This window comes from Actinotalea solisilvae (assembly GCF_016464425.1).
Taxonomy (GTDB): domain Bacteria; phylum Actinomycetota; class Actinomycetes; order Actinomycetales; family Cellulomonadaceae; genus Actinotalea; species Actinotalea solisilvae.
This window is the reverse complement of record NZ_JADDKQ010000007.1, coordinates 234,682-258,083: the sequence shown is the minus strand read 5'-3', so window position 1 is coordinate 258,083 and position 23,402 is coordinate 234,682. Positions and strand designations below refer to the sequence as shown.

General features: G+C 74.4%; 19 protein-coding genes and 1 tRNA gene. 12 read left to right on the top strand and 8 right to left on the bottom strand.

Features of this window, described 5'->3' with window-relative positions; all coding sequences use genetic code 11:
* Window positions 1–23 precede the first annotated feature (23 nt).
* The 6 genes from JIG38_RS08135 to kduI all read right to left on the bottom strand — a co-directional run bounded on the left by JIG38_RS08135 (window position 24) and on the right by kduI (window position 6,563).
* Window positions 24–1,034: an ABC transporter permease gene (locus JIG38_RS08135; protein WP_199423253.1), complete on the bottom strand. Its 1,011-nt coding sequence runs from the start codon at window positions 1,032–1,034 to the stop codon at window positions 24–26.
* Window positions 1,031–2,575, bottom strand: a complete 1,545-nt coding sequence (locus tag JIG38_RS08130) for a sugar ABC transporter ATP-binding protein (RefSeq protein ID WP_307844694.1) — start codon at window positions 2,573–2,575, stop codon at window positions 1,031–1,033. Before JIG38_RS08130 ends, JIG38_RS08135 begins: the two co-directional genes overlap by 4 nt.
* Window positions 2,572–3,513, bottom strand: coding sequence for an ABC transporter permease (locus JIG38_RS08125; protein ID WP_307844692.1), 942 nt, complete (start codon window positions 3,511–3,513; stop codon window positions 2,572–2,574). The genes JIG38_RS08130 and JIG38_RS08125 overlap by 4 nt, the downstream gene beginning before the upstream one ends.
* A 158-nt stretch (window positions 3,514–3,671) precedes the next feature.
* The gene (locus JIG38_RS08120; protein ID WP_199423252.1) at window positions 3,672–4,808 is read right to left on the bottom strand and encodes a sugar ABC transporter substrate-binding protein; all 1,137 of its coding nucleotides are present in this window, start codon (window positions 4,806–4,808) and stop codon (window positions 3,672–3,674) included.
* An 82-nt stretch (window positions 4,809–4,890) separates the two neighbouring features.
* A complete protein-coding gene (locus JIG38_RS08115; RefSeq protein ID WP_199423332.1) occupies window positions 4,891–5,652 on the bottom strand; it encodes an SDR family oxidoreductase in 762 nt (253 codons plus the stop codon).
* A gap of 62 nt (window positions 5,653–5,714) precedes the next feature.
* Complete coding sequence (gene kduI, locus JIG38_RS08110) at window positions 5,715–6,563, bottom strand: 5-dehydro-4-deoxy-D-glucuronate isomerase (RefSeq protein ID WP_199423251.1); 849 nt, start codon at window positions 6,561–6,563, stop codon at window positions 5,715–5,717.
* A gap of 123 nt (window positions 6,564–6,686) precedes the next feature.
* Between kduI and JIG38_RS08105 the strand changes: the two genes are divergently transcribed.
* Entirely contained in the window at window positions 6,687–7,517 is an 831-nt protein-coding gene (locus JIG38_RS08105; RefSeq protein WP_199423250.1) for an IclR family transcriptional regulator, read from the top strand.
* Between the two features lie 58 nt (window positions 7,518–7,575).
* Window positions 7,576–7,803: a tautomerase family protein gene (locus JIG38_RS08100; RefSeq protein WP_199423249.1), complete on the top strand. Its 228-nt coding sequence runs from the start codon at window positions 7,576–7,578 to the stop codon at window positions 7,801–7,803.
* A gap of 132 nt (window positions 7,804–7,935) precedes the next feature.
* Here JIG38_RS08100 and JIG38_RS08095 read toward each other — a convergent pair whose 3' ends face one another.
* Window positions 7,936–13,437 carry a LamG-like jellyroll fold domain-containing protein gene (locus JIG38_RS08095; protein ID WP_199423248.1) on the bottom strand — a complete coding sequence of 1,834 codons (5,502 nt, stop codon included), beginning with the start codon at window positions 13,435–13,437 and terminating at the stop codon, window positions 7,936–7,938.
* Window positions 13,438–13,711: 274 nt separating this feature from the next.
* Between JIG38_RS08095 and JIG38_RS08090 the strand changes: the two genes are divergently transcribed.
* Window positions 13,712–13,796, top strand: a tRNA-Ser gene (locus JIG38_RS08090).
* 152 nt (window positions 13,797–13,948) lie between these two features.
* A complete protein-coding gene (locus JIG38_RS08085; RefSeq protein WP_199423247.1) occupies window positions 13,949–14,131 on the top strand; it encodes a hypothetical protein in 183 nt (60 codons plus the stop codon).
* Here the strand turns inward: JIG38_RS08085 and JIG38_RS08080 are convergent.
* Window positions 14,128–16,872: a cation-translocating P-type ATPase gene (locus tag JIG38_RS08080; RefSeq protein ID WP_199423246.1), complete on the bottom strand. Its 2,745-nt coding sequence runs from the start codon at window positions 16,870–16,872 to the stop codon at window positions 14,128–14,130. The genes JIG38_RS08085 and JIG38_RS08080 overlap by 4 nt on opposite strands.
* Before the next feature lie 101 nt (window positions 16,873–16,973).
* Between JIG38_RS08080 and JIG38_RS08075 the strand changes: the two genes are divergently transcribed.
* The 8 genes from JIG38_RS08075 to JIG38_RS08045 all read left to right on the top strand — a co-directional run bounded on the left by JIG38_RS08075 (window position 16,974) and on the right by JIG38_RS08045 (window position 23,402).
* A complete protein-coding gene (locus tag JIG38_RS08075; RefSeq protein WP_199423245.1) occupies window positions 16,974–18,692 on the top strand; it encodes an FAD-dependent oxidoreductase in 1,719 nt (572 codons plus the stop codon).
* Window positions 18,689–19,051, top strand: a complete 363-nt coding sequence (locus JIG38_RS08070) for a rhodanese-like domain-containing protein (RefSeq protein ID WP_199423244.1) — start codon at window positions 18,689–18,691, stop codon at window positions 19,049–19,051. Before JIG38_RS08075 ends, JIG38_RS08070 begins: the two co-directional genes overlap by 4 nt.
* Before the next feature lie 55 nt (window positions 19,052–19,106).
* Window positions 19,107–19,223, top strand: a complete 117-nt coding sequence (locus tag JIG38_RS21275; protein ID WP_504739348.1) for a DUF8730 family Cys-rich protein — start codon at window positions 19,107–19,109, stop codon at window positions 19,221–19,223.
* A 10-nt stretch (window positions 19,224–19,233) separates the two neighbouring features.
* Window positions 19,234–19,629 (top strand): DUF302 domain-containing protein, encoded by a 396-nt coding sequence (locus JIG38_RS08065; RefSeq protein WP_199423243.1) that lies wholly within the window; start codon window positions 19,234–19,236, stop codon window positions 19,627–19,629.
* Between the two features lie 53 nt (window positions 19,630–19,682).
* The gene (locus tag JIG38_RS08060) at window positions 19,683–19,955 is read left to right on the top strand and encodes a metal-sensitive transcriptional regulator (protein WP_199423242.1); all 273 of its coding nucleotides are present in this window, start codon (window positions 19,683–19,685) and stop codon (window positions 19,953–19,955) included.
* Between the two features lie 157 nt (window positions 19,956–20,112).
* The gene (locus JIG38_RS08055; protein WP_307844690.1) at window positions 20,113–21,492 is read left to right on the top strand and encodes an ABC transporter substrate-binding protein; all 1,380 of its coding nucleotides are present in this window, start codon (window positions 20,113–20,115) and stop codon (window positions 21,490–21,492) included.
* 222 nt (window positions 21,493–21,714) lie between these two features.
* Window positions 21,715–22,566, top strand: a complete 852-nt coding sequence (locus JIG38_RS08050; RefSeq protein WP_199423241.1) for a carbohydrate ABC transporter permease — start codon at window positions 21,715–21,717, stop codon at window positions 22,564–22,566.
* The gene (locus JIG38_RS08045; protein WP_199423240.1) at window positions 22,563–23,402 is read left to right on the top strand and encodes a carbohydrate ABC transporter permease; all 840 of its coding nucleotides are present in this window, start codon (window positions 22,563–22,565) and stop codon (window positions 23,400–23,402) included. Before JIG38_RS08050 ends, JIG38_RS08045 begins: the two co-directional genes overlap by 4 nt.

Here is a 23,402-nt window from a genome sequence, read left to right as displayed (position 1 = left end):
CGGGTGCAGCGGGAGGGCGCGCGTCACTTGAGCACACCCACCTTGGCGCGGTCGATGGTCAGGGCGACGGCGCCGATGGTCAGCACGCCGTAGATGACGGACTCGATGCCGGCGTCGACCCCGACGAGCGAGAGCCCGACGCGCAGGACGATGACGATGAGCGCGCCGACGACGGTCCGCGCGATGCCGCCGTGCCCGCCGGTGATGGCGGTCCCGCCGACGACGACGGCGGCCACGGCGGGGAGGAGGAGCGTCGCGCCCAGGCTCGGGGCGCCGCTGTAGGTGCGCGCCACGAGCAGGACGCCCGCGAGCCCCGCGCACGCCCCGGACGCCGCGAACACCGCGACCTTGACGGCGTCGACGGGGATGCCCGTGAGCCGGGCGGCCTGCTCGGCGTGCCCGACGGCGCGCACCCAGCGGCCGGCGGGCGTGAACCGCAGGACCGCGCCGAGCACGGCGACGAGGCCGAGCGCGACGAGCACCGCGCTCGGCACGCCGGCGACATCGGTGAACGCCCACCGGACCGCGCCGAGGTCCGAGACGGGCACGGTCCGCGCGCCCGAGATGACGAGCGCGAGGCCGGACCACAGGGCGAGCCCGCCGAGCGTGACGATGAAGGAGTTGACCTTCGCCAGGACGTGCACGAGCCCCTGGACCGCGCCCGCGAGGGTCGCGACCGCGACCACCGGCAGCGCCGCGGCCGCGCCCATCGACGGGATCCAGAGCGCGAGCAGGACCGACGAGAGCGCCGCGAGCGCGGCGATCGACAGGTCGATGCCCCCGCAGAGGATGACGAGCGTGACGCCGACCGCGAGCACCGTGAGCGGCGCGGCGCTGTCGGCGATCGCGAGCAGGCTGTCGGGCGCGAGCAGGTCCGGGTTCCGCGTCGCGAGCGCGAGCAGGAGGAGGACGAGCACGACGGACGGCATGACGAGCAGGGCGACCTCACGGCGCGAGCGGCCCGCGCGGGCGGTCGACGTCGGCTCCCCCGGCCGGCCGCTCGGCGGGAGCGTCTCCACGACGGCGCCGGTCACACCATCACCTCCATGATCGCGACGGGGTCGGGCTTGGCGCCGCGCGCGGCGTCCAGGCAGCCGGTGATCTCGCCGTCCTTCATGACGAGCACGCGGTGGCTCATCGCGAGCACCTCCTCGAGGGTGTCGGACAGCAGGAGCACGGCGCAGCCCGACGCGGCGAGCTCGCGGATGAGCTCGTAGACCTCGGACTTGGCGCCGACGTCGAGCCCGCGGGTGGGGTGGTCGAGGATGAGCAGGCGCAGGTCCGGCGAGACCAGCCAGCGCGCGAGCACGACCTTCTGCTGGTTGCCGCCCGAGAGCCCGCCGATCGCGGAGTCGCCGGACGGCGTGCGGATCGCGAGCCGGCGGATCCACGTGTCGACGAGCTCACGCTCGCGGTGACCGTCGAGGAGTGGCCCGCGGCACACCGCGCCCACGTGGGCCATGGACAGGTTCTCCCTGACCGACATCGCGCCGACGACGCCCTCGGTCCGCCGCTCCGACGGCACGTAGCCGATGCCGGCGAGCACGGCGCTGCGCGGCGAGTCGAGCCGGACGGGCCGGCCGTCGAGCGTGACCTGGCCGCGCGTGCCCGGCAGGGCGCCGAACAGCGCGCGGCACAGCTCCTCGCGCCCCGAGCCCTGCACGCCCGCGACGCCGAGCACCTCGCCCGCGCGGACCTCGAAGGAGACCTTGCGGCAGCGCGTCGTCTCGAGGTCGCGGACCCGGAGCCGGACGCCCTCGGCCGGGTCCGCCTGGGCCTCGTCGTGGTAGTGGCTGTGCGTCGACTCGCGCCCGATGAGCAGGTGGTGCAGCGCGGTCGCGTCGACCTCGCCGGGCACCACCTCGGCGACCACGCGGCCGTTGCGCAGCACGTAGACGCGGTCGGAGATCTCGAGCACCTCGTCGAGGCGGTGCGAGACGAAGACCACCGACGCGCGCTCGCGGAGCCGGCGGACCTGGCGGAACAGGGTCTCGACCTCCTCGCGCTCGAGCACGCTGGTCGGCTCGTCGAGCAGCACGACCGGCTCGTGGGCGGTGCGCTCCTCGAGCGCGAGGACCTTGGCGACCTCGACCATCTGGCGCTCGGCGAACGTGAGGCTGTCCGTGCGCGCGAGCGGCGAGACCGACGAGCCGATCTTGTCGAGCTGCACCTGGGCGAGCGCAGCCATGCGCCGCCACCGGAACAGCCCGCCGCGGACCGCCGCGCCCTCGGCGCCGAGCAGGATGTTCTCGGCGACCGTGATGTTGGGCACCAAGGACTGCTCCTGGAAGACCATGCCGATGCCGACCGACGCGGCGTGCGCGACGCCGCGCAGGCGCACGCGCTCGCCGCGCACCTCGAGGTGGCCCTCGTCGGGCTGCGCGAGACCGACGAGCGTCTTGAGCAGCGTCGACTTGCCGGCGCCGTTCTCGCCGATCAGCCCCACGACCTCGTGCGGGCGGACCTCGAGCTCCATGCCGTCGAGCGCGACGACGCCCGGGTACCGCTTGGTCACCCCGCGCACGGCGAGCACAGGCAGGACGGGCGCGCCGACGGCGGCCTCGGGACCGTTCACTTGACCACTCCCAGCCGGTGACGGACGGGCCACGTCGCGGCCGCGACCGCGACCACCACGACGACGCCCTGGACGGCCTGCTGCACGTACGGGCTGACGCCCGCGAGGATGAGCCCGTTCGCGAGCACGGTGAGCACGACCACGCCGATCATGGACTGCAGCACGCCGCCGCGGCCGCCCGAGAGGAGCGTCCCGCCGATGACGGCCGCCGTGATGGCGGCGAAGTCGAGCCCCGCCCCCGCCTCGACGACGCCCGAGCCCAGCCGCGCGGTCACCATGACGGCGCCGAGCCCGTAGAACGCGCCGGCGACGGCGAACGCGAGCGTCTTGTACCGCGCGACGCGCACGCCGGACAGCGCGACGATGTCCTCCGCGCCGCCGATGGCGACCGCGTGCCGACCGATCCGCGTCCAGCGCTGGACGGCCCATCCGACGGCGACCGCCGCGATCGCGACGAGGCTGAGGACGCTGAAGCCGGCGACCCGACCGGTGGCCCAGGCGCTCAGGGACTCGTCGAGGACGACGGGCCGCCGGCCCGCGAAGAGGATCGTCGCGACGCCGAGCCCGATCGCGGAGATCCCGAGCGTCGTCATGAACGTCGGGATGCGCAGCCGGCTCGAGACCACGCCGGAGAGCAGGCCGAACGCCGCGCCCAGCGCGACGGTGAGCGCGACGCCGAGCAGCCCGAGGTCCAGCCCGGTCCGCGAGTTCGCGACGAGCAGCGACACGGTCATCGCGCACGCGCCGACGACGCCGGGGATGCTGAGGTCGATGGCGCCGAGCAGGAGCACGAAGGTGATGCCGGTCGCGAGCACGGCCAGCACGGCGGCCGCGTCGACGATCTGCTGCAGGTTGCCGACCGTGCGGAACTGCGGGCTCAGGACCGAGAACACGACGAGCAGGACGGCGAGCGCCGCCAGGGACGCCCAGGTCTGCACGAGGTCGGCGCTGCGCGTGGGGCGCGCCCCGCGGGTCGAAGGCCCGGCGCCCGCAGCCGGGGGCGGGGCGTCACCACCCGCCCCCCGGGCCGGCGCACCCGCGAGGGGCGCCGGCGCCGAGGAGCGCGTCGTGGTGAGCGGTGTCACGTCGCCGGACATCACGAACCGGCGATGGGCCCGGTCGCGCGGCTGAACAGCGAGTCGCAGGACAGCTCGTCGAGGTCGAGCTCGGGGTCCGAGAACTCGGCGACGTTGTCGGCCGTGATGAGGAACTGCTCGGCGTAGAACGCCCGGTCGTCCGCGTCCACGGAGGCGACGTCGAGCTCGCCCGTCGCGGCGCAGTAGCCCATCGCGAGGCCGATGGCCCCCTGCCACGGGCCGTCGCTCGAGACCGTGGCGGTCATCGAGCCGTCGGCGATCGCGTCGAGCGCCTCGGGCACCGCGTCGATGCCCGCGACGGCCACGCCGTCGACGCCCGCGGCCTCGAGGGCCTGGAGCGCGCCGAGCGCCATGTCGTCGTTCGCCGCCCACACGCCGCCGATGGCGTCGCCGTGCTGCGTGAGGAGCGTGCGCGTGACCTCGAGCGCGGTCGCCCGGTCGAAGTCCGCCGTCTGCTCGTCGAGCAGCTCGATGTCCGGGTACTCCTCGAGCGCGCGCTGCAGGCCGGCGAACCGGTCCTGGGCCGCGGCCGTGTCGAGGATGCCCTGGAGCGCGACGACGCCGCCGCTGCCGCCCATCTCCTCGAAGATCGCCTTGGCGATCTGGTAGCCCGACTCCTGGCCGTCGTAGGTGAGGTGCGCGATCCAGCGGTCGTACTCGGCCGGGTCGAGGTCGGCCGGCTTGTTCCACTGCGTCACGAGCCACGCCCCGGCCTCGTCGGCTGCGGCGACGATCGGCGTCGTGTCGCTGTCGCCGTTGGGCAGGGCGTTGATGACGGTGCAGGACATGTCGCCCGCAGCGAGGACCTGACGGATCTGCTCCTGCTGCTGCTGGGAGTCGCCGTCGTAGGTGAGCGTCTGCTGCTCGAGGCCGACGGACTCGGCGAAGGCGTCGCCGCCCTCGAGCCACGCCGCCTCGTAGGGGTTGGTCTGGTTGCGTACCTGGCCGACGAGGACGACGTCCTCGGGCGCGCACGCGCCACCCTCGGCCGCGGTGTCCGTGCCGTCCTCGGTGCCCTCGGTGCCCTCGGTGCCCTCGCTCCCGTTGGCGGTGCCGCTGCACCCGGCCAGGAGCAGCGCCCCCAGGACGCCGCCGACCACCGCCGGGACGCCGGCCCGGCTCCTCCGTGCTGCCATGACGAGTTCCTCTCCATTGATGAACCTCAAGACCGTGGCTGCTGCCCTCGGCCCGACCTGCGCGGACCCCCTGCTGCCCCTGCTACCTGGCCATCCATCCCCCGTCGACGACGAGCACGTGCCCGTGGACGTAGTCCGACGCGCGCGACGCGAGGAAGACCGTGGCGCCGACGAGGTCGTCGGGCCGGCCCCAGCGCCCCGCGGGGATGCGGTCGTCGATGCTGCGGCGGCGCGCCTCGTCCTCGCGGATGAGCGCCGTGTTGTCGGTCTCGATGTACCCGGGGGCGATCGCGTTGACCTGGACGCCCGCGCCGGCCCACTCGTTGGCGAGCGCGCGCGTCAGCCCGGCGACGGCGTGCTTGCTCGCCGCGTACGACGCGACGCGCAGCCCGCCCTGGAAGGACAGGAGGCTCGCGACGTTGATGACCTTGCCGGCGCCGCGCTCGAGCATGGGCACCGCGACGGTCCGCGTGAGCTGGAAGAGCGAGGTGAGGTTGACGTCGAGCACCTCGTTCCACGCGGCCAGGTCGATCTCGACGGCGTCGTCGCGCGTGATCGTGCCCGCGTTGTTGACGAGCACGTCGACCGGGCCGGGGAGCGCGTCGAGCAGGCGCGGGCCGATCTCGGCCGGGTGCGCGAGGTCGATCTCCACCGCGCTCGCGACGGCGCCGCGCGCGCCCAGCTCGGCGAGCGTGTCGCCGCAGCTGCCGGGCCGGCCCGCGAGGACCACCTCGGCGCCCGCGCCGGCGAGGCCCAGGGCGAGCGCGCGGCCGATGCCGCGGCCCGCGCCCGTGACGAGCGCCCGGCGGCCGACGAGCGAGAAGGCGGCGAGGCCCGGGAGCACGGACGGGTCGGTGGCGTCGGGGCCGGCGGCGCCGGTCCCGGAGGCCGCGGTCACGACGGCGTTCACAGGTCACCCAGCGCGACCGGCGCCAGGTCCGTGTACTCGCGGTTCTCGCCCGCCATCGCCCACACGAACGCGTAGGAGCCCGTGCCGGCGCCCGCGTGGACGGACCACGGCGGGCTGATGACGGCCTCGCCGTCCTCGAGCCAGACGTGGCGCGTGCGGCCGGGCTCGCCGAGCACGTGCAGCACGCGCGCGCCCGACCCGAGGCCCGTGTAGCAGTAGACCTCGGTACGGCGCTCGTGCAGGTGCGGCGGCATGGTGTTCCAGACCGAGCCCTCGGCGATCACGGTGACACCCAGCTGGAGCTGGCTCGACGGGTGCCCGCCCGGGCCCCACACGTAGCGGTAGAGGCTGCGTCGGCTCGCGCCCGCCTGGTCGCCGAGCTCGACGGGCTCGACCTCGGACCGGCGGAAGACGCCGACCTCGCCGTCGGCGTGCGCGGTGGCGGACACGAGGTAGAAGCGGGCGCCCTCGCCGCGGAAGGCGACGTCGTGCCCGCGCGGGACGAAGACGGCGTCGAGCCGGCCGAGGCGGTGCGGCTCGCCGTCGACGAGCACGTCACCCTCGTCGCCGAGGTTGACGATGCCGAGCTCGCGGTGCGCGAGGGCCGGGCCGGGGCCCACCGGGCCGTCGTCGGCGAGCGCGAGGGGCAGGACGGCGTCGCCGGCCGGCGTGGCGCCCGCGACGACCAGGCGGTCGTGGTGGGTGTACGTCCCGCGGACCTCGCCCGGGACGAACAGGCCCGAGACCACGAAGCGCTCGCGCAGCTCCGCGGTGGTCGCGGTCTCGCACGACCCGGGGGCGCTGGCGTGGCGGACGTCGAGCGTCGCGGGGGCGTCGGGCGTCATGCGGGAAGTCCCTTCGTCGCCGGACCGTTCACAACTGTGAACTCAGTACCGGGTGGTGACCTGACTGAATCAGCACACCGAACGCGTGTCAAGTATGCGAACGCCATCTGCTAGCGTGGACGCATGGCAGCGGGTGTCGGTCGTACCAGGACGAGAGCCACGGACGCCTGGGCGGCGTCGGCCGCCGAGCCGGAGGAGCCGGACGCCGGCGACGACGGCTCCGACGAGTACCGCCCGGTCAAGTCGGCCGCGCGCGTCCTCGAGGTGCTCGAGACCCTCGCGACCGAGGGCCCCCTCAACCTGCGCGACCTCGCCGCGCACCTGCACGTGCCGAAGAGCAGCATGCACGCCCTCCTGCGGACCATGCAGTGGCGCGGCTGGCTCGAGACGGACGCCACCGGCACGCTCTACGGCCTCGGCCTGCGCTCGCTGCTCGCGGGCTCCGCGTACGTCGACGGCGACGCGGTGGTGCGGCAGACCGCCGCCGTCCTCGACCAGCTCGCCGCGCGCACGGGCGAGACCGTGCACCTCGGCCGCCTCGAGGGCAGCGACGTCGTCTACCTCGCCAAGCGCGAGTCGATCCACCCGCTGCGCCTCTTCTCGTCCGTCGGGCGCCGGCTGCCGGTCCACGCGGTCTCGCTCGGCAAGGCGCTCCTCGCGGAGATGCCGCCGGACCGCGCGCTCGCGCACCTGCCCGAGCAGCTCCAGGCCGTGACCCCCAAGACGATCACCGACCCCGCGCGGCTCATGGAGGACCTCGAGCAGGTCCGCCGCCGCGGGTACGCGATCGACGACGAGGAGGCCACGGTCGGCCTGCGCTGCTTCGGCGTCGCCCTGCGCGGCCGCACCGGGACGCGCGACGCGATCAGCATCTCCGTGCCCGTCGTCCGGCTGGGCGACGGACGCGAGGAGGAGATCGTCGAGCTCCTGCTCCGCGCCACCGCGACGCTCTGACCCCCGCGCGGCCGCCGGCCGTCGCGACGACCCCACCGCCGTCCGAGAGGCACCCGCCATGCCGAACATCACCGTCGAGCTCCTCAAGGGCCGCACCGTCGAGCAGCGCCGCGCGTTCGCCGAGGCCGTCGCCGACAGCGCGGTCGAGATCCTCGGCGCGCGCCGCCAGGACGTCCGGATGGTCTTCTCCGAGATCACGCCCGACGTCGTCGCCAACGGCGGCGTGCTCGCGAGCGAGGACGACAGCCGCGCCGGCGTCGTCGCCGCGCTCGCCGACCAGGCCTGACGGCCGGCCCCGGCGGGCTGTGTGAAGGGTTCGTCGCGCCAGGCGTGACGAACCCTTCACGCCCGATTCGCAACCGGGCGGACGAGTGCGGGCCCGGAGGACGCCCTCCGGGCCCGCACGCGTGCTGGGCCGCTACCGGACCGTGAACGTCACCGTGGTCGTCACCGGGTTCGCCAGGGGGCTGCCGAGGTAGACGACGTCCATCGTCCCCGAGCGGGTGGTCCGCGGGAGCGTGAGCACGACGGACCCGTTCGCGAGCGTCCCGCTGACGGTGGCGCCGCGCCGGATCCGCGCCTCCACGGTCCCGGTCACCGGGACGCCCCCGGGTGCGGCCAGCGACACCGTGACCGTGACGTCGCGCCCGGTCCTCTGCACCTGCCCCACGGTCATCGTCGGGGTCGCCTTCTCGACCTGCAGCAGGGCGTACGTGGTCGACGCCGTGTGCCGCGCGTCCCCGGGGTAGCTCACCGTGAGGAGGTGGGTGCCCGGGACCAGCGACGCCGCCGGCAGGGCGACCGAGGCGGCGCCCGCCGCCAGGGTCGCGGCGCCGAGGACCGTCGACCCCTTGCGGACCGTCACGTCACCCGTCGCCGTCGCCGGGGCGATGCCCACGCCGACCGTCGCGACCTGGCCGTGGACGACGCCGTCGACCTCGGCCGTGAGCGTCGTCGTGGCCGGCGGCGGGGCCCGCCGCACGAGGACCGTCACGCGGACGGGCTCGGAGGGCGCGACGCCGTCGTGCGCGGTGTAGGTGAACAGGTCCGTCCCGCTGAACGCCGGGTCCGGGGTGTAGGTGAACGAGCCGTCCGGGGCCAGCGTGACCGTGCCGTTGATCGGCTGGCTGACGGCGACCGCGGTCAGCGGGTCGTCGTCGACGTCCGTGTCGTTGGCGAGGACGCCCGGGGCCGCGACGGTGAGCGGCGTGCCCTCGTCGGTCGCGTACTGGTCGACCGCCGCGACCGGCGCGGTGTTGACCGGCTCCGGCTCGCCCTCGAACAGCTCCGTCACCTGCGCGGGCGACAGCTCGTACCCGTAGATCCGGACGTCGTCGACGAGGCCGTCGAACGTCGGGTCGGGGTAGTCGTTGTTGCCCACGTAGTTGTCGACGGTCGCGCCGCCGACGCCGACGTCGTCGATGCCGAGCGTGAAGTTCGTCCGCTCGCCCACGAGGACGCCGTCGAGGTAGAGCCGGCCCGTCGAGCCGCTCATCGTGAACACGACGTGGTTGAGGCGGCCGACCGCGAGCTCGTCCGGGGTCGGGTCGGCGTCGCCGCCCAGCACGAGCCGCTCCTGCGTCGGGTTGCCCGGCGCCTTGAAGGTCGCGGCGAGGCCGGACCCGCCCGGCAGCGCCTGCGTCTGGGACTGGAGCAGGAAGAACGTGTCCGTGCCGTTGCCGATCTGGAAGATCGGCGTCCAGCTCCGCAGCTGGTCGGGGCGCGCCCACAGCGACACCGTGAACTCGTCCGTGAGGGACATCGCGAGGTCGTCCGGCAGGTCGACGTAGTCGCCCCCGCCGCCCGGCAGGTCCACCGCACCGGCGAGCTGCCCGCCCGGCGCGAAGGCCGCCCCGCCGACGAGGGTCGCGGCGCCCACGGTCGCGTCCGTGCCGGAGTTCGCCGCCGTCCGTCCGGACGTCTCGTCGAACCGGTAGTGGACGGGCACGCCGGGCGGGGGCGGCGGCCGACTGACGTCGTAGGACGTCGAGCCGGTCGCGTCGCGGAAGCCCTCGGCGGCGACGTAGCGCACCTCGAAGGTGTGCGTCCCGGGCCGCGGGTCGACGAGGGCCGGGAAGGTGGCCTCCCCGTGGGCGTCGAGCGCGACCGGGCCGCCGACGGCGACGCCGTCCACGACGAGCTGCGCGGTGCCCACGGGCGCCGCTGTACCCGAGGCGGGCGAGACGGCGGCCGAGACCGTGACGTCCTCGCCGAACGGCGCGGGCGAGTCCGGCGTGGCCGTCACCGTGACGGCGGTCCGCACGGCCGAGCCCTCGGCGTACATCGCCGCGATGGCGTCCGGCGTCAACGCCGAGCGGTAGGCGCGCACGTCGTCCATCGACCCGGCGAACGGGGCGTCCGGGTAGCCGTTGCGACCGAGCCAGTTGTTCGTCGTCGGGCCGAGGTCGGCGAGCGAGATCGTCAGGTCGCCGCGCCGGGCGACCTCGACGCCGTTGAGGTAGAGCACGCCCACGGACCCCTCGCGAGTGAACGCGACGTGGTTCCAGCGCCCGGGCACGAGGTCCGGGTCCGCGGCGCCGTCGAGCACGCGCTCCTCGGGCGAGCCGACGCCGTCGTCCTTGAACGTGGCGGCGAGGCCGGTGTTGCCCGCGGTCTGCGTCTGCGACTGGAGCTGGAAGTAGCTGCCCGCGTTGCCCAGGCCGTTGCCGATCTGGAGCAGGGCCGTCCAGTTGTTGAGTGCGTCCGGGTTGGCCCACAGGGACACCGTGAAGTCCTCGGCGCCCACGAGCAGGCTGTCCGGCAGGTCCACGACGTTCTCCTGCGCGCCACCGGGCAGGTCGACGCCCGAGCCGAGCGCGCCGCCCTCGGGTCCGGTCCAGCCGGTCGCACCCGTGAGGGTCGCCGGGCCGGTCGCGCCGTCGGTGCCGGTGTTGGCCGCCGTCGTGCCCGTGCCCTCGTCGAAGGTGTAGCGGACGGGGACGTCGGCGCTGCTCGGGTCCTGGCTGATGACCACGAGGTCGTCGACGACGAGGCCCGCGCCCGTGCCCGGTGCGGCGAGCGTGAGCGTCTCGGTGCGTGCGTCCGGCGTGAAGGTGCCGACGAACGTCCCGAAGGTGACCGCCCGCGAGCTCTGCGACGGGTTCGCCGCCGCGGTGGCGGCGAGCGTCGTGTCGAGCGAGCCGACGGCGAGCCGTGCGGCCGCGTCGCCCGTGCCGGCGGACCGGCTGTCGCGGGCATACCGCAGCGAGATCCGGTACTCCCGGCCCGGGTCGAGGCCGGTCAGCGTGCGCTCGACCGAGCCCGCCGCGCCGAGCGCGAGGTGGTAGCCGACGGCGCCGAGGCCGCCGTTGCTCGCGGCCGCCGCGCGGACGAGCTGCACCGCGCCGCCCACGGTCCACGGCGCCATGCGGCCCGTGCCCGCCGCGACGTCGACGACGGCGGGCGGGTTGCCGCCGCGCCACTCGGTCGGGACCCGCGGGTACTCGAACTGGTCGACGACCTGCGGCGTCCGGGTGTCCATGGGCACCTCGGGGTCGATCGTGAGGATCGAGGCCACCGAGGGCGTGCCGTCCGCGTCGAAGACGAACAGCATGTAGGCGCCGGGGGGCGCGTAGGTGCCGTCCGGCGGCGCGGTGATGGTCACCGTGCCGGGGCCGGTCTGCGCGAACTCGAGGTCCTGGAAGTTCTGGTCGTTGTTGAACCCGTGGGTGACGGACCCGTTGCGCACGAGGGTCACGCGCGAGACCTCGGCCGACGTCGCGACGTCGAACGTGCCCGCGTAGCCGATCTCCTTCGGCACGTCGGTGATGGTCGGCCGCTCGGCGGGCTCGTCGCCGTCGAAGAGGTAAGCGGGCGAGTAGAACTCGACGTCGGTGTAGTTGCGCGGGCCGGGCGTGCCGCCGCCGCCCATCATCACGCGGCCGTCGGGGAGCAGGAGCGCGGTGGAGTGGTAGAGCCGCGCGTGCTCGTGCGGCACCTCGACCGTGGTCCACTCGCCCGTCTCCGGGTCCCAGATCTCGGGGTTGGTCACGGTGTCGTCGCGGCCGTTGTTCTCGCGGCCGCCGCCCGTGACGAGCACGTCGCCGTCGGGCAGGACCGTGGACGTCGCCCAGTGGCGCTGGTATTGCATGGGCTGCGTCGGGGCGATGACCGGGTTCGCGGTGCCGCCCGTGACGTCGACGGTGAAGCCGCCGCGCGCCCCGTCGGGGCCACCGCCGTTGGCCCACCAGCCGCCGCCGACCTGGAGGATCTTGCCGGGGCGGTACATGGTCGCCGTCGACGTCGCGCCGACCGGGCGGCCGAGCGCGCCCTGGTCCGCGACGGCCGCCGGCAGGGTGCCGCGGAGCGTGAGCGTGCCGTCACCCGCGGGGTCGAGCTCGTACATCTGCGTGCCGGTGATGGTGAAGAGCGTGCCGCTGCCCGGGGCGACGAAGGCACGCGGGTACCACCAGCGGTTCTCGTCCTGCCCGGGGTGGTCCGTGCCGCCGTCGCCGTAGGCGACCGAGCTCGTGGCGCCGGTCAGCGCGCGCCAGCCTGAGCCCTCGTCGGCCGTGCGGATCTCGGGCGTGTGCACGCCCGGCCCGGCGACGCCGCGCACGCTGCCGCCCTGCACCACGATGTCGCCGTTGGGCATGGTGGTGCCGGTCGGGTACCAGCGCGGGAAGACCATGGGCGCCTCGGTCTGCAGCCCGTTGTTGGTCGAGTAGCTGGTGACCCCGACGGCGCCGTTGACCGGGTCGTTGTAGTCGCCCAGGCCGTCGTCACCCCCGACCGTCATCGTCGAGTGGCGGTGCGGGTCCTGGACCTGCATCGCGCAGAAGAGGTCCGTGTACGTGGTGTTGGGGACGATCCCGTCGCGCAGGTTGGTCAGCGTGCGCGGCTCGGCCGGGTCCCACACGTCGATCTCGAACTGGCCGCCCTGCGCGACGCAGGTGTTGCCGGTCCAGTCGTAGGGGTTGGCGTCGGTGCAGCCGGTCGCGACGCTGCCGAAGGACTGCACGCGGCCGTCGGAGGTCAGCGCCGCGTTGATCGGGACGAGCGGCCACGGCGTGACGTCGCTCCACGCGCCCGTCTCGCCCTTGACCGGCGGCGAGCAGTCGGCGGGCAGCAGGCCCGCGGTGTACGCGAGGCCGTGGCGCATCTGCGTGCGGATGACGGGCTCGGCGTAGGCCTCGGCCGCATGGCCCATGCCCGTGTACCAGGAGCGTCCCGCGTCGATCTGCTGGCACCACGTGATGGGGTGCGTCGTGCCCTGGCGGCCGCCCGTGGCGTCCGTCGCGTAGGAGGCCTCGTCGGCGACGAGGAGGGTGCGCACGTCCGGCGCGGGGTTGACCGTCCAGTCGTACCACTCGTCGGTGCGCGTGAACTCGGCGGGCAGGCCCTGCGTGAGCGGGTGGCCGGCGTCCTTGACGACGACGCGGCCGGGGCGCAGCGCGGGCGCCTCCGGGTGGCCCTCGGACATCGCGCCGACGAGGCGCGCGTAGAACGGGTTGACGTCGTGCTCGCTCTGGCCGACCGACCAGCCCGCGTAGTGCAGGCCGACGTAGCCGCCGCCGCCGCGGATGTAGTCCTCGAGCGCGGTGCGCTGGGCGTCGTTGAAGAGGACCCCACCGGTCTGCGCGAAGACGAGCGTGTCCTTGGTCGCGAGGTTCGCGGCCGTGAAGGCGCCCGGGTCCTGGGTCTCCTCGATCTCGACGGGCTGGCCGTAGGCGCCGCCGAGCTCGGTGACCAGGTCGCGGACCGCCTGGCGCGCCTGCACGTGCGACGCGTGGAAGTTGTCCTTGTAGAAGAGGAGCACCCGGAGCACGCCGTCGTCGGCGGCCGCGGCCGCAGCGGGCGAGGCCAGCGGGACCGCGAGCAGCGGCAGGGCGAGCACCAGCGCGAGCGCGAGGGCTCCCCACCGCCTCGGCAGCTCACGGGCACGGGCACGGACGTCGAGCGGTGTGCGGCTCTTGATCATGGCGATCCTCGCATCGTCGCGACGGGAGGCGGGCGGCGCTGCCCGGCCCCTCTACCGCGCCGACCGTAGAAGCGTGATCGATCCAGAGTCAAGAACCATGTCCAGATTAGTGAACTTTTTGTGGAGCGCGTTCACGTAGGCGAACCGCACGAGCGCGCGTACGCGACCGCAGGCAGGTGCGTGCGGGCGATCGGGACGGGTTCCGGTGGGTGCCCTCGCGGCGAGCGGAGCCCGTTCGGCGCCGGCGCGGACCTCCGGTATCCTCGTGCGGCCAGGAGGATTCGCCTAGTGGCCTATGGCGCACGCTTGGAAAGCGTGTTGGGGTAACACCCTCGGGGGTTCGAATCCCCCATCCTCCGCACCGAGCTCGACGACGAAGGGCCCGCGACCTGCAGCGATGTGGGTGGCGGGCCCTTCGTCACACCCAGCGGTGCGACGCAGGGCGCCACGCCGTCGGCGCGAGGGATGCAGGTCCCTGGTCCCGTCCGGGCTGACGTGGCACCGTCGGTCCGTGCCTGGTCCGCGGATCGCCCTGATCGTCGCCGTCGTCGTCATCGGCGCGGTCGCCGCCGTCGTCGGCAACTGGTGGACGTTCAGCGGGATGGTGCTGCTCCTGATCAGCCAGGCGATCACCGAGCGGAACCGGCGACGGGTCGCCGAGCCGACGACCGCGTCGGCCACGGACCAGGACTAGCCGGCGCGCCTGCGACCGACGACCGCGCGGATCGTCGCCTTCGCCGCCTCGATCACCACGAAGACCAGCACGGCCATCCCCGCCGTCAGACCCCAGCTGAACGCCCCCAGCGGGGCGGAGCCGAACCAGGCGTTCATCGCCGGCGTGTACGTGAAGAGTAGCTGGAGGGCGAGCAGCGCACCGGCCGAGACCCACAGCCCCCGGTTGCCCGTGAGCACGCGAACGGTGAACGCGGAGCCGTTGAGCAGGCGGCAGTTGAGCAGGAAGGCGAGCTGCCCGAGCGCGAGCATCATGACGGCGGCCGTCTGCGCCACGGCGACGTCCCCGGTGCGGTCCCGCTCGAGCATGTAGACCAGCAGCGTCGCCGCACCGAGGACGAGCGAGGCGGCCGCGATGACGGCGACCGCGCTCCGCGAGAGCACCTGCTCGCCGGCCGCCCGAGGCGCGCGCCGCATGATGCCCGGCTCGGCCGGCTCGCCCGCGAGCGTGAGCGACAGCGTGAGCGCGGTGGCGAGGTTGATCCACAGGATCTGCACCGGCGACAGCGGGAGCGCGATGCCGGCGAGGACCGCGGTGAGGACGACGAGCGACTGCGCACCGTTGGTGGGCAGGAGGAAGACGACGGCCTTGCGGATGTTGTCGTAGATCCGCCGACCCTCCTCGACCGCGCGCTCGATGGTCGCGAAGTTGTCGTCCGCGAGGACGATGTCGGCGGCCTCCTTGGTCGCCTCCGTGCCCTTGATCCCCATCGCGACGCCGACGTCCGCCCGTGTGATCGACGGCGCGTCGTTGACGCCGTCGCCGGTCATCGCCACGACCTCGCCGTGGGACTGCAGCGCGGTGACGATCCGCAGCTTGTGCTCGGGCGACGTGCGCGCGTAGACGTGCACGTCCCGCACGACGTCGCGCAGGGCGGCGTCGTCCATGGCCTCGAGCTCGGCGCCCGTGAGCGCGCGCACCTCGCCGTCGGCGGGCGCGATGCCGAGCTCGCGCGCGATCGCGGTCGCGGTCCCGCGGTGATCCCCGGTGATCATCGTGACCCGGATGCCGGCGGCGTGGGCCTCGGCGACGGCGGCCGTGGCCTCGGGGCGCGGCGGGTCCACGATCCCGACGACGCCGAGGAACGTGAGCCCGTCGTCGAGGTCCTCGAGCACCAGGTCGTCGCCCGCCCGGGCCGGGCGCGTCGCCGCGGCGAGCACGCGCAGCCCCTGGTCCGAGAGCGCGTCGATGCGCGCTCCCCACGCGGCGCGGTCCAGCGGCACGACGTCGCCCGCCGCACCCCGCTCGGTCGCGCTGCGGTCGAGCAGGGGTCCGGGAGCGCCCACGACGTGCACGCGCCGCGCCGTGCCGCCGGGGGCGGACGCGTCGGGGACCTCGTCGAGCGTCGCGGCGAACTTGTGCGCCGACTCGAAGGGCACCGCGGCGACCCGGGTCACCTCGCGGGGCGCGCCGGCCTTGGCGGCGAGCACGTCGAGCGCGCCCTCGGTGGGCGCGCCCACGACCCGCCAGGCGTCGCCGACCCGCTCGACGTGGGCGTCGTTCGCGCACGCGAGGGCGATGACGAGGGCCGCGAGGTCGGGGTGGTCGTCGAGGTCGGCCGTCTCGCCGTCGGCCGTCAGCACGCGGCCGGTCGGGTCGTAGCCTGCGCCCTCGACGGCGTACGTCCCGGCCGCGGTGACCACGGTCCGGGCCGTCATCTCGTTCTGCGTCAGGGTGCCGGTCTTGTCCGAGCAGATCGTCGTCGTGGACCCGAGCGTCTCGACCGCCTCCATCCGCCGCGTGATCGCGCGGCGGCGGGCCATCTGCTGCACGCCCAGCGCCAGCGTGATCGTGACGAGCGCGGGCAGGCCCTCGGGCACGGCCGCGACCGCGAAGCCGATGGCCGCCGAGATCAGCGCGTCGACGTCCAGGCCGTGGACCAGGCGGCCCACGAGCAGCATCACCACGGCGAGCACGAGGATGCCCACCGAGAGCTGCCAGCCGAGGCGGTCCATCTGCCGCGCGAGCGGCGTGTCCGTCGGGGTCTGCTCGGCGACGAGGTCGGAGATGCGCCCGATCTCGGTGCCGCCGCCGGTCGCGACGACGACGCCGACGCCGCTCCCCGCGGTGACGATCGTCCCGGAGTAGAGCATGGGCGTGCGGTCGCCGATGCCCGCGTCGGGTTCGACCGGCTCTGGGTCCTTGCCCGCCGCGACGGACTCGCCCGTGAGCGCGGACTCGTCGACCTGCAGGCGCGTCGCGGAGAGCAGGCGGACGTCCGCCGGCACGCGGTCGCCGCTGCGCACGCGCACCACGTCGCCGACCACGAGCTCCGCGGCGTCGACGACGCCCCAGGTGCCGTCACGCTGCACCTGGGCGGCGAGCGACTGCATCGCGCGCAGGCCCGCGAGCGCGCTCGCCGCGCGGCCCTCCTGGACGAACCCGATGAGCCCCGTCGCGACCACCACGGCGACGATGACGGCGACGTCAACCCAGTCGCCCGTGAGCGCCTTGAGGACCGCCGACGCGACGAGGATGTAGATGAGCACGTCGGCGTACTGCCGGAGCAGGCGCGCGAGCACCGACGGCTCGGGCGGCGCCGGGAGCTCGTTGCGGCCGTCCCGCTCGAGGCGCGCGGCCGCCTCGCTCGCCGTCAGCCCGGACGGCTCACCGTCCACGGAGCGCAGAACCTCGGGGCCGGGCCGCGCCCAGGGCGCGCGCTCTCCCGTCCCCTGCGGGCGGTCGGGGGCGGCGGTCGTCATGGGTGTCCCTCCGTGCGGCGTCGGGTCCAGTGTGGCCCGCGTGAGGCGTCTCACAGGCCGTCGGACCTGACAAGCGATACCCCCGGGGGTATCGTCGTGCCATGCACAGCAACGCCTCGTCCACCGACCGGCCGCGTCGCGTCGTCGTCGTGGGCGGTGTCGCGGGCGGCATGAGCGCCGCCGCACGCGCCCGCCGCCTCGACGAGAGCGCCGAGATCGTCGTCCTCGAGCAGTCCGGGTACGTCTCCTTCGCGAACTGCGGCCTCCCGTACCACCTGTCCGGGGAGATCGAGCGGCGGGACGCCCTGCTGCTGCACACGCCCGAGTCGCTGCGCGCCGCGCTCGCGCTCGACGTGCGCACGGACAGCCGTGTCACCCGGATCGACCGGGCCGCGCGCGCGGTCACCGTGGAGACCGCCACGGAGACCTACGCGCTCGAGTACGACGCCCTCCTGCTCGCTCCCGGCGCGGTCGCCGTCCGGCCGCCCGTCGACGGGCTCGACCACCCCGCCGTGCACGCGCTGCGCACCATCCCCGACCTCGACGCCCTGACGGCTCGCGTCGCCGCGCTCCCCGCGGACGGCCCGCGGCGCGCCGTCGTCGTCGGTGCCGGGTTCATCGGGCTCGAGGCCGTCGAGGCGCTCCACGCGCGCCGCCTGCAGGTCGAGCTCGTCGAGCTCGCCGACCACGTGCTGCCCCCGCTCGACGCCGAGCTCGCCCCGCTGCTCGCGGACGAGCTCCGGGCGCACGACGTCGGTCTGCACCTGGGCGTCTCGGCGAGCGCGATCACGGACGAGGACGGCGCCGCCGTCGTGACCCTGTCCGACGGGACCCGGCTGACCGCCGACGTCGTCGTCGTCAACGTCGGCGTGCGCCCCGCGAGCGACCTGGCGCGCGACGCCGGCCTCGACCTCGGCGAGCGCGGCGCGATCCGGGTCGACGCCGACCAGCGCACGTCCGACCCGCACATCTGGGCGGTCGGCGACGCGGTCGAGGTGACGCACGCCGTCACGGGCGCCGTCGGGCCCGTGCCGCTCGCCGGGCCCGCCAACCGGCAGGGCCGCCGCGCCGCGGACGCCATGCTCGGCCGGCGCACCACGCCCCAGGCGAGCGTGCTCGGCACGGCGATCGTCCGCGTCTTCGGGCTCACCGCGGCCGTCACCGGCGCGAGCCAGGCGGCGCTCGAGCGCGCCGGGGTCGAGCACGAGGTCGTCCGGATCCACGCCGGCCACCACGCCGGCTACTTCCCGGGTGCCGAGCAGGTGCACCTGGTCGCGAGCTTCGCGCCCGACGGCCGGCTGCTGGGCGCCCAGGGCGTCGGACGCGCCGGCGTCGACAAGCGCATCGACGTGCTCGCGACCGCGCTGCGCGCCGGCATGACCGCGGACGACCTCGCCGAGCTCGAGCTCTCCTACGCGCCGCCCTACGGCTCCGCGAAGGACCCCGTCAACATGCTCGGATTCGTCGCCCAGAACGTGCTCGACGGCACGATGCCGCAGTGGCGGGCGGCCGACCTCGACGAGGTCCGCGCGACGAGCCTCGTGCTCGACGTGCGCTCGCGGTCGGAGTTCGAGCGCGGGCACCTCCTCGAGGCCCTCAACGTCCCGCACACCGAGCTGCGCGAGCGGCTCGACGAGGTCCGCGCCGCCGCCGACGGACGCCCCGTCGCCGTCCACTGCGCGAGCGGCGTGCGCTCCTACATCGCCACGCGCGTCCTGCTCGCCGCGGGCCTCGACGCCCGCAACCTCTCGGGCGGCTGGATCAGCCTCACCACCGCCCGCCCGGACCTGAGCCGCACCCTCGAAGGAGCCCACGCATGAGCCTGCGCGACACCCTCGCCCGCCTCCTCGGCCGCACCGACGACGACGGAGCCCTGCGCCCCACGGTCGACGGCCCCACGGCCCTCCAGCTCGTCCGCGACGGCGCGAGCCTGCTCGACGTCCGTGAGCGCTCGGAGTGGAACGCCGGCCACGCACCCCAGGCAGTCCACGTCCCGCTGGCGAGCGTCGCCGACGCCCCGCGCCGCCTTCGGAAGGACGCCCCCGTCGTCGTCATGTGCGCGTCCGGCATGCGCTCGCGCACCGCGGCGACGCAGCTGCGCGGGCTCGGGCTCCAGGCCACGAGCCTGTCCGGCGGCATCGGCGCCTGGCAGGCGGCCGGCGGCGCCGTCCGGCGCTGACCCGACCCCCCTGCCCCCCGACCCGCCACCACCCGGACGACCGAGGAGAACCACCATGTGCAGCCCCATCCGTTGCAGCAGCTGCGGCAAGGTCACCTGGACCGGCTGCGGCATGCACGTCGACGCCGTCATGGCCGACGTGCCCACGAGCCAGCAGTGCACCTGTCGCTGAGGAGGACGCGATGACGTACGGGATCAGCGCCACCGTCGACGGCGGTTTCTACGCGACCGTCGCCGCCGTCCGCGCCGCGCTCGCCGACCAGGGCTTCGGCGTCCTCACCGAGCTCGACCTGGCCGCGACGCTCAAGGCCAAGCTCGACGTCGACGTCCCCCGCCAGGTCGTCCTCGGCGCCTGCAACCCGGCCCTCGCCCACGCGGCGCTCCAGGCGGAGCAGAGCATCGGGCTCCTCCTGCCGTGCAACGTCGTCGTGCGCGACGGCGACGGCGGGGGCGTCGTCGTCGAGGCGCTCGACCCGGCCGTGATGGTCGAGGTCACCGGCAACGACGCGCTGCGGCCGGTCGCCGAGGACGCCGCGGCGCGCCTGCGGGCCGCGCTCGCCGCCGTCGGCCCGGCCTGACCCACCCCGACCCGGTCGCCCCTCGCGGGTCGGCCCCCACCCAGGAGGACGCCGTGAAGCTCGACCCCGACGAGATGACCAAGGTCGTCAACCGCCTCAAGCGCGCCCAGGGCCAGCTGGCCGGCGTCGTCCGCATGCTCGACGAGGGCAAGGACTGCGAGGACGTCGTCACCCAGCTCTCGGCCGTCTCCAAGGCGCTCGACCGCGCCGGGTTCGCGATCATCGCGTCCGGCATGAAGCAGTGCCTCACCCAGCCCGAGGACGCGGACGGCGAGCCGACGCTCGACGTCGCCAAGCTCGAGAAGCTCTTCCTCTCCCTGGCGTAGGACGGCTCGTCGCGCGGGACACGCCGCGGGCGCACGCCACTCGGCCCCGGGCGGGGGGCTCGTCACCGCCCGGGGCGCTGCTCGTTGACAGCGGATCCCGGCGACCCTACGGTGTGCACAAACGTTTAGCCTTAACGTTTTGGCACCGTCCTCACCGGTGCGCACCGCAGACAAGGGAGTCGTGGCGATGACGCTGTCCAGGCTTGACACCACCGGCACGGGACGCCGCCGCGTCCCGGCGCTGCTGACGCTCTCCGTGACCGGGACCCTCGCGCTGGCGGCGTGCGGCGCCGGGGGCGCGGCCCCCGCGGACGACGCGACGACGGGCGACGACGGCGGCTCGTCCGAGGCGCTCACGGTCCTGGTCGAGGGCGGCGGCAAGGCCGAGCTCGAGCCCGTGGCGGAGAAGTTCACCGAGGAGACGGGCACGGCGGTGACCTTCGTCGAGCTCCCGTACGACGGCCTCTACGACCGCCTCTCGAGCGAGCTGTCGTCCGGCAACGTCTCCTTCGACGTCGCGGCGCTCGACGCCATCTGGCTGAGCGCCTTCGCCGACGGCGTGCAGCCGCTCGACGACGTCATGACGGAGGACGTCCAGGCGGACCTCTTCCCCGCCCTCGTCGAGGAGGCGCAGGTCGACGGCCGGTTCGTCGGCGTGCCGGTCTGGACGAACGCGCAGGTGCTCTTCTACCGCACCGACCTCCTCGAGGACCCGGCGGAGCAGACGGCGTTCCAGGCGCGGTACGGCTACGCGCTGACGCCGCCGCAGACGTGGGAGCAGTACCTCGACGTCGCGGAGTTCTTCACGCGGGACGTCGACGGCGACGGCGCGACCGACCTCTACGGCACGGACGTCAAGGGCGCGGTCGAGACGGAGTGGCTCGCCACCGTGCTCCAGGCCGGGGCCGACGGCATGGTCGTGGACGCGGACGGGAACGTCATCGTCGACGACGCCGCGCACAAGGAGGCGCTGGACTTCTACGTCGCGCCGCTCGTGGCCGGTCACGCACCCGCGGGTGCGGCGCAGATCGACTGGGCCGAGGCCCAGAACCTCTTCTACCAGGGGCAGACGGCCATGACCCGGTTCTGGGCCCACGCCTACACCCAGACGCCGGAGGACTCCCCCGTCCACGGCAAGGTCGGCGTCGTGCCGATGCCGGAAGGGCCCGGCGGCCTGGGCGCGGTCCCCGGCGCGTGGTACCTGTCCGTCCCGACGGCCACGGAGAAGTCCGAGCTCGCGACGGAGTTCGTCCGGTTCGCGCTCGAGAACAACGAGCTGGGTCTGGACACCGCCCTCGGCCTGGCGGCGACGAAGCCGGCCCTGGAGAGCATGGCCGGCGACGAGGGGCACGAGAACCTCCGGGCCCTCATCGACAGCCTCGAGGCGGACGGCACCATGCCGCGACCGGCCACCGAGAAGTGGCAGCAGATCGTCGACACGGTCCTCGTGCCGCTCGTGCAGAAGGCCGTCGACGGCGGCGACACCCAGCAGCTGCTGGACGAGGCCAAGGCGCAGGTCGAGGACATCCTCGGCTGATCCCGAAGTCCCGGTGGCCGGCCGGTCCCCCCCGGCCCGGCCGGCCACCGGTCCCACCCCACCCGCTCGACCGGGCCCCGCCCGGTCCGACAGGGAGAGCTCGTCGTGCGTCTGCAGACCCGGCCGGTCACCGGCCCCCATCCCGCCCCACCGGAGGCGGCCGTCCCCCTCCGGCGCTGTCGTCGGCGAGGGCTGGACGACCGCCGCTACGCGGTGCTGCTCATGGCCCCCGCAGCGCTGTTCCTCGCGGCGTTCGTCGCCTGGCCGCTCCTGCGGCTCGTCCTCGACAGCTTCTACGACATCTCACCGATGCAGGGCGGCCCGCGGGAGTTCGTGGGCCTCGCCAACTACGCGAGCGCCCTCGGCGGCGAGGCGTTCCGGGGAGCGGCGCTGCGGACCGTCGGGTACACGGCGATCGTCGTGACGGCCGAGTTCGTCCTGGGCCTCGGCACCGCGCTGCTGTTCACGATGCTCGGCCGCCGCTCGGCGCTCCTGCGGACCGTGTTCCTCTACCCGCTCATGATCGCGCCGGTGGTGGCCGGCCTGCTGTGGCGGTTCCTCCTCATCGACAGCTCCGGGATCGTCAACCACCTGCTCTTCCGGGTCGGGCTGCTCGACTCCCCGAGCGACATCGGCTGGCTCAGCGACCCCGGCGTCGTGCTGTGGGCGGTCGCGGTCCCGGACGTCTGGCTGACGACGTCGTTCATGACGCTGGTGCTCTTCGCCGGGCTCCAGAACATCCCGGGCGACGTCATCGAGGCGGCCCGCATCGACGGCGCCCGCGCCGGGACCCTGCTGGTCCGGATCATCCTGCCGCTGCTGCGCCCGGTGATCGCCGTCGCGCTCATCGTCCGAGGCATCGACGCCGCGAAGGCCTTCGACATCATCCTCATCCAGACCGGCGGCGGCCCGCAGAACGCGTCGCAGACCCTGAGCCTGCTCATCTACCAGACGATGATCCGGTTCGGTGAGCCCGGCCTGGCGAGCGCGATGGGCACGCTGTACCTGCTCGCGATGCTCGCGGTGGCGACCGTCGCCGTCGGGCTCATCTGGCGGCCGGGGGCGGACCGGTGACCGGCCTCGAGGCCCGGCGCGCGCCGACGCGTGCGCTGCTGTGGGCCCTGCTGGTGTCGGTCGTCGTCCTCTACGGCTTCCCGTTCGTCTACCTGCTCCTGACGTCGTTCAAGACGCCCTTCGCGACCCTCGCGGTGCCGCCGACGGTGCTGCCGCCCGAGTGGACGACCGAGAACTACGGCGACGCCCTCACCCGCACCGGCGTCGTGCCGTCGTTCCTCAACAGCCTGTCGACGGCGACGATCGCGACCGTCCTCACGCTCGTCCTCGCGGTGCCGGCCGCGTACGGGATCACGCGCTTCCGGACGCGGGCCGGCCGGGTCTTCATCATGGCGGCGCTCGTCACGCGTATGGTGCCGCCGGTGGCCGTCGGCGTCCCGCTCATGTCCACCATCTCGGCCCTGCGGCTCACCGACACCCCGACGGGCCTCGCCATCGCGCACACGACGATCGCGCTGCCGCTGTCGATCTGGCTCATGGCGAGCTTCTTCGAGGCCGTGCCCGACGAGCTCGACGAGGCCGCGAAGGTCGACGGGTGCAGCCGGCTCGGCGCCCTGTGGCGGGTCGTCCTGCCGGTGGTCTCGGGCGGCGTCGCGGTCACCGCGATCTTCGCGTTCCTCGCCTCCTGGAACGAGTTCCTCTTCGCCCTCCTGCTCACCTCCGTGCGGGCGCAGACGACTCCGATCGTCATCGCGAACTTCCAGACCCAGTTCGGTCTGGACTGGGGACCGATGACGGCCCTCGCGGCCCTCTACTCGATCCCGGTGATCCTCCTCACCCTCGTCCTGCAGCGGCACATCGTCGCCGGCCTCACGCTCGGCGCGGTCAAGGGATGA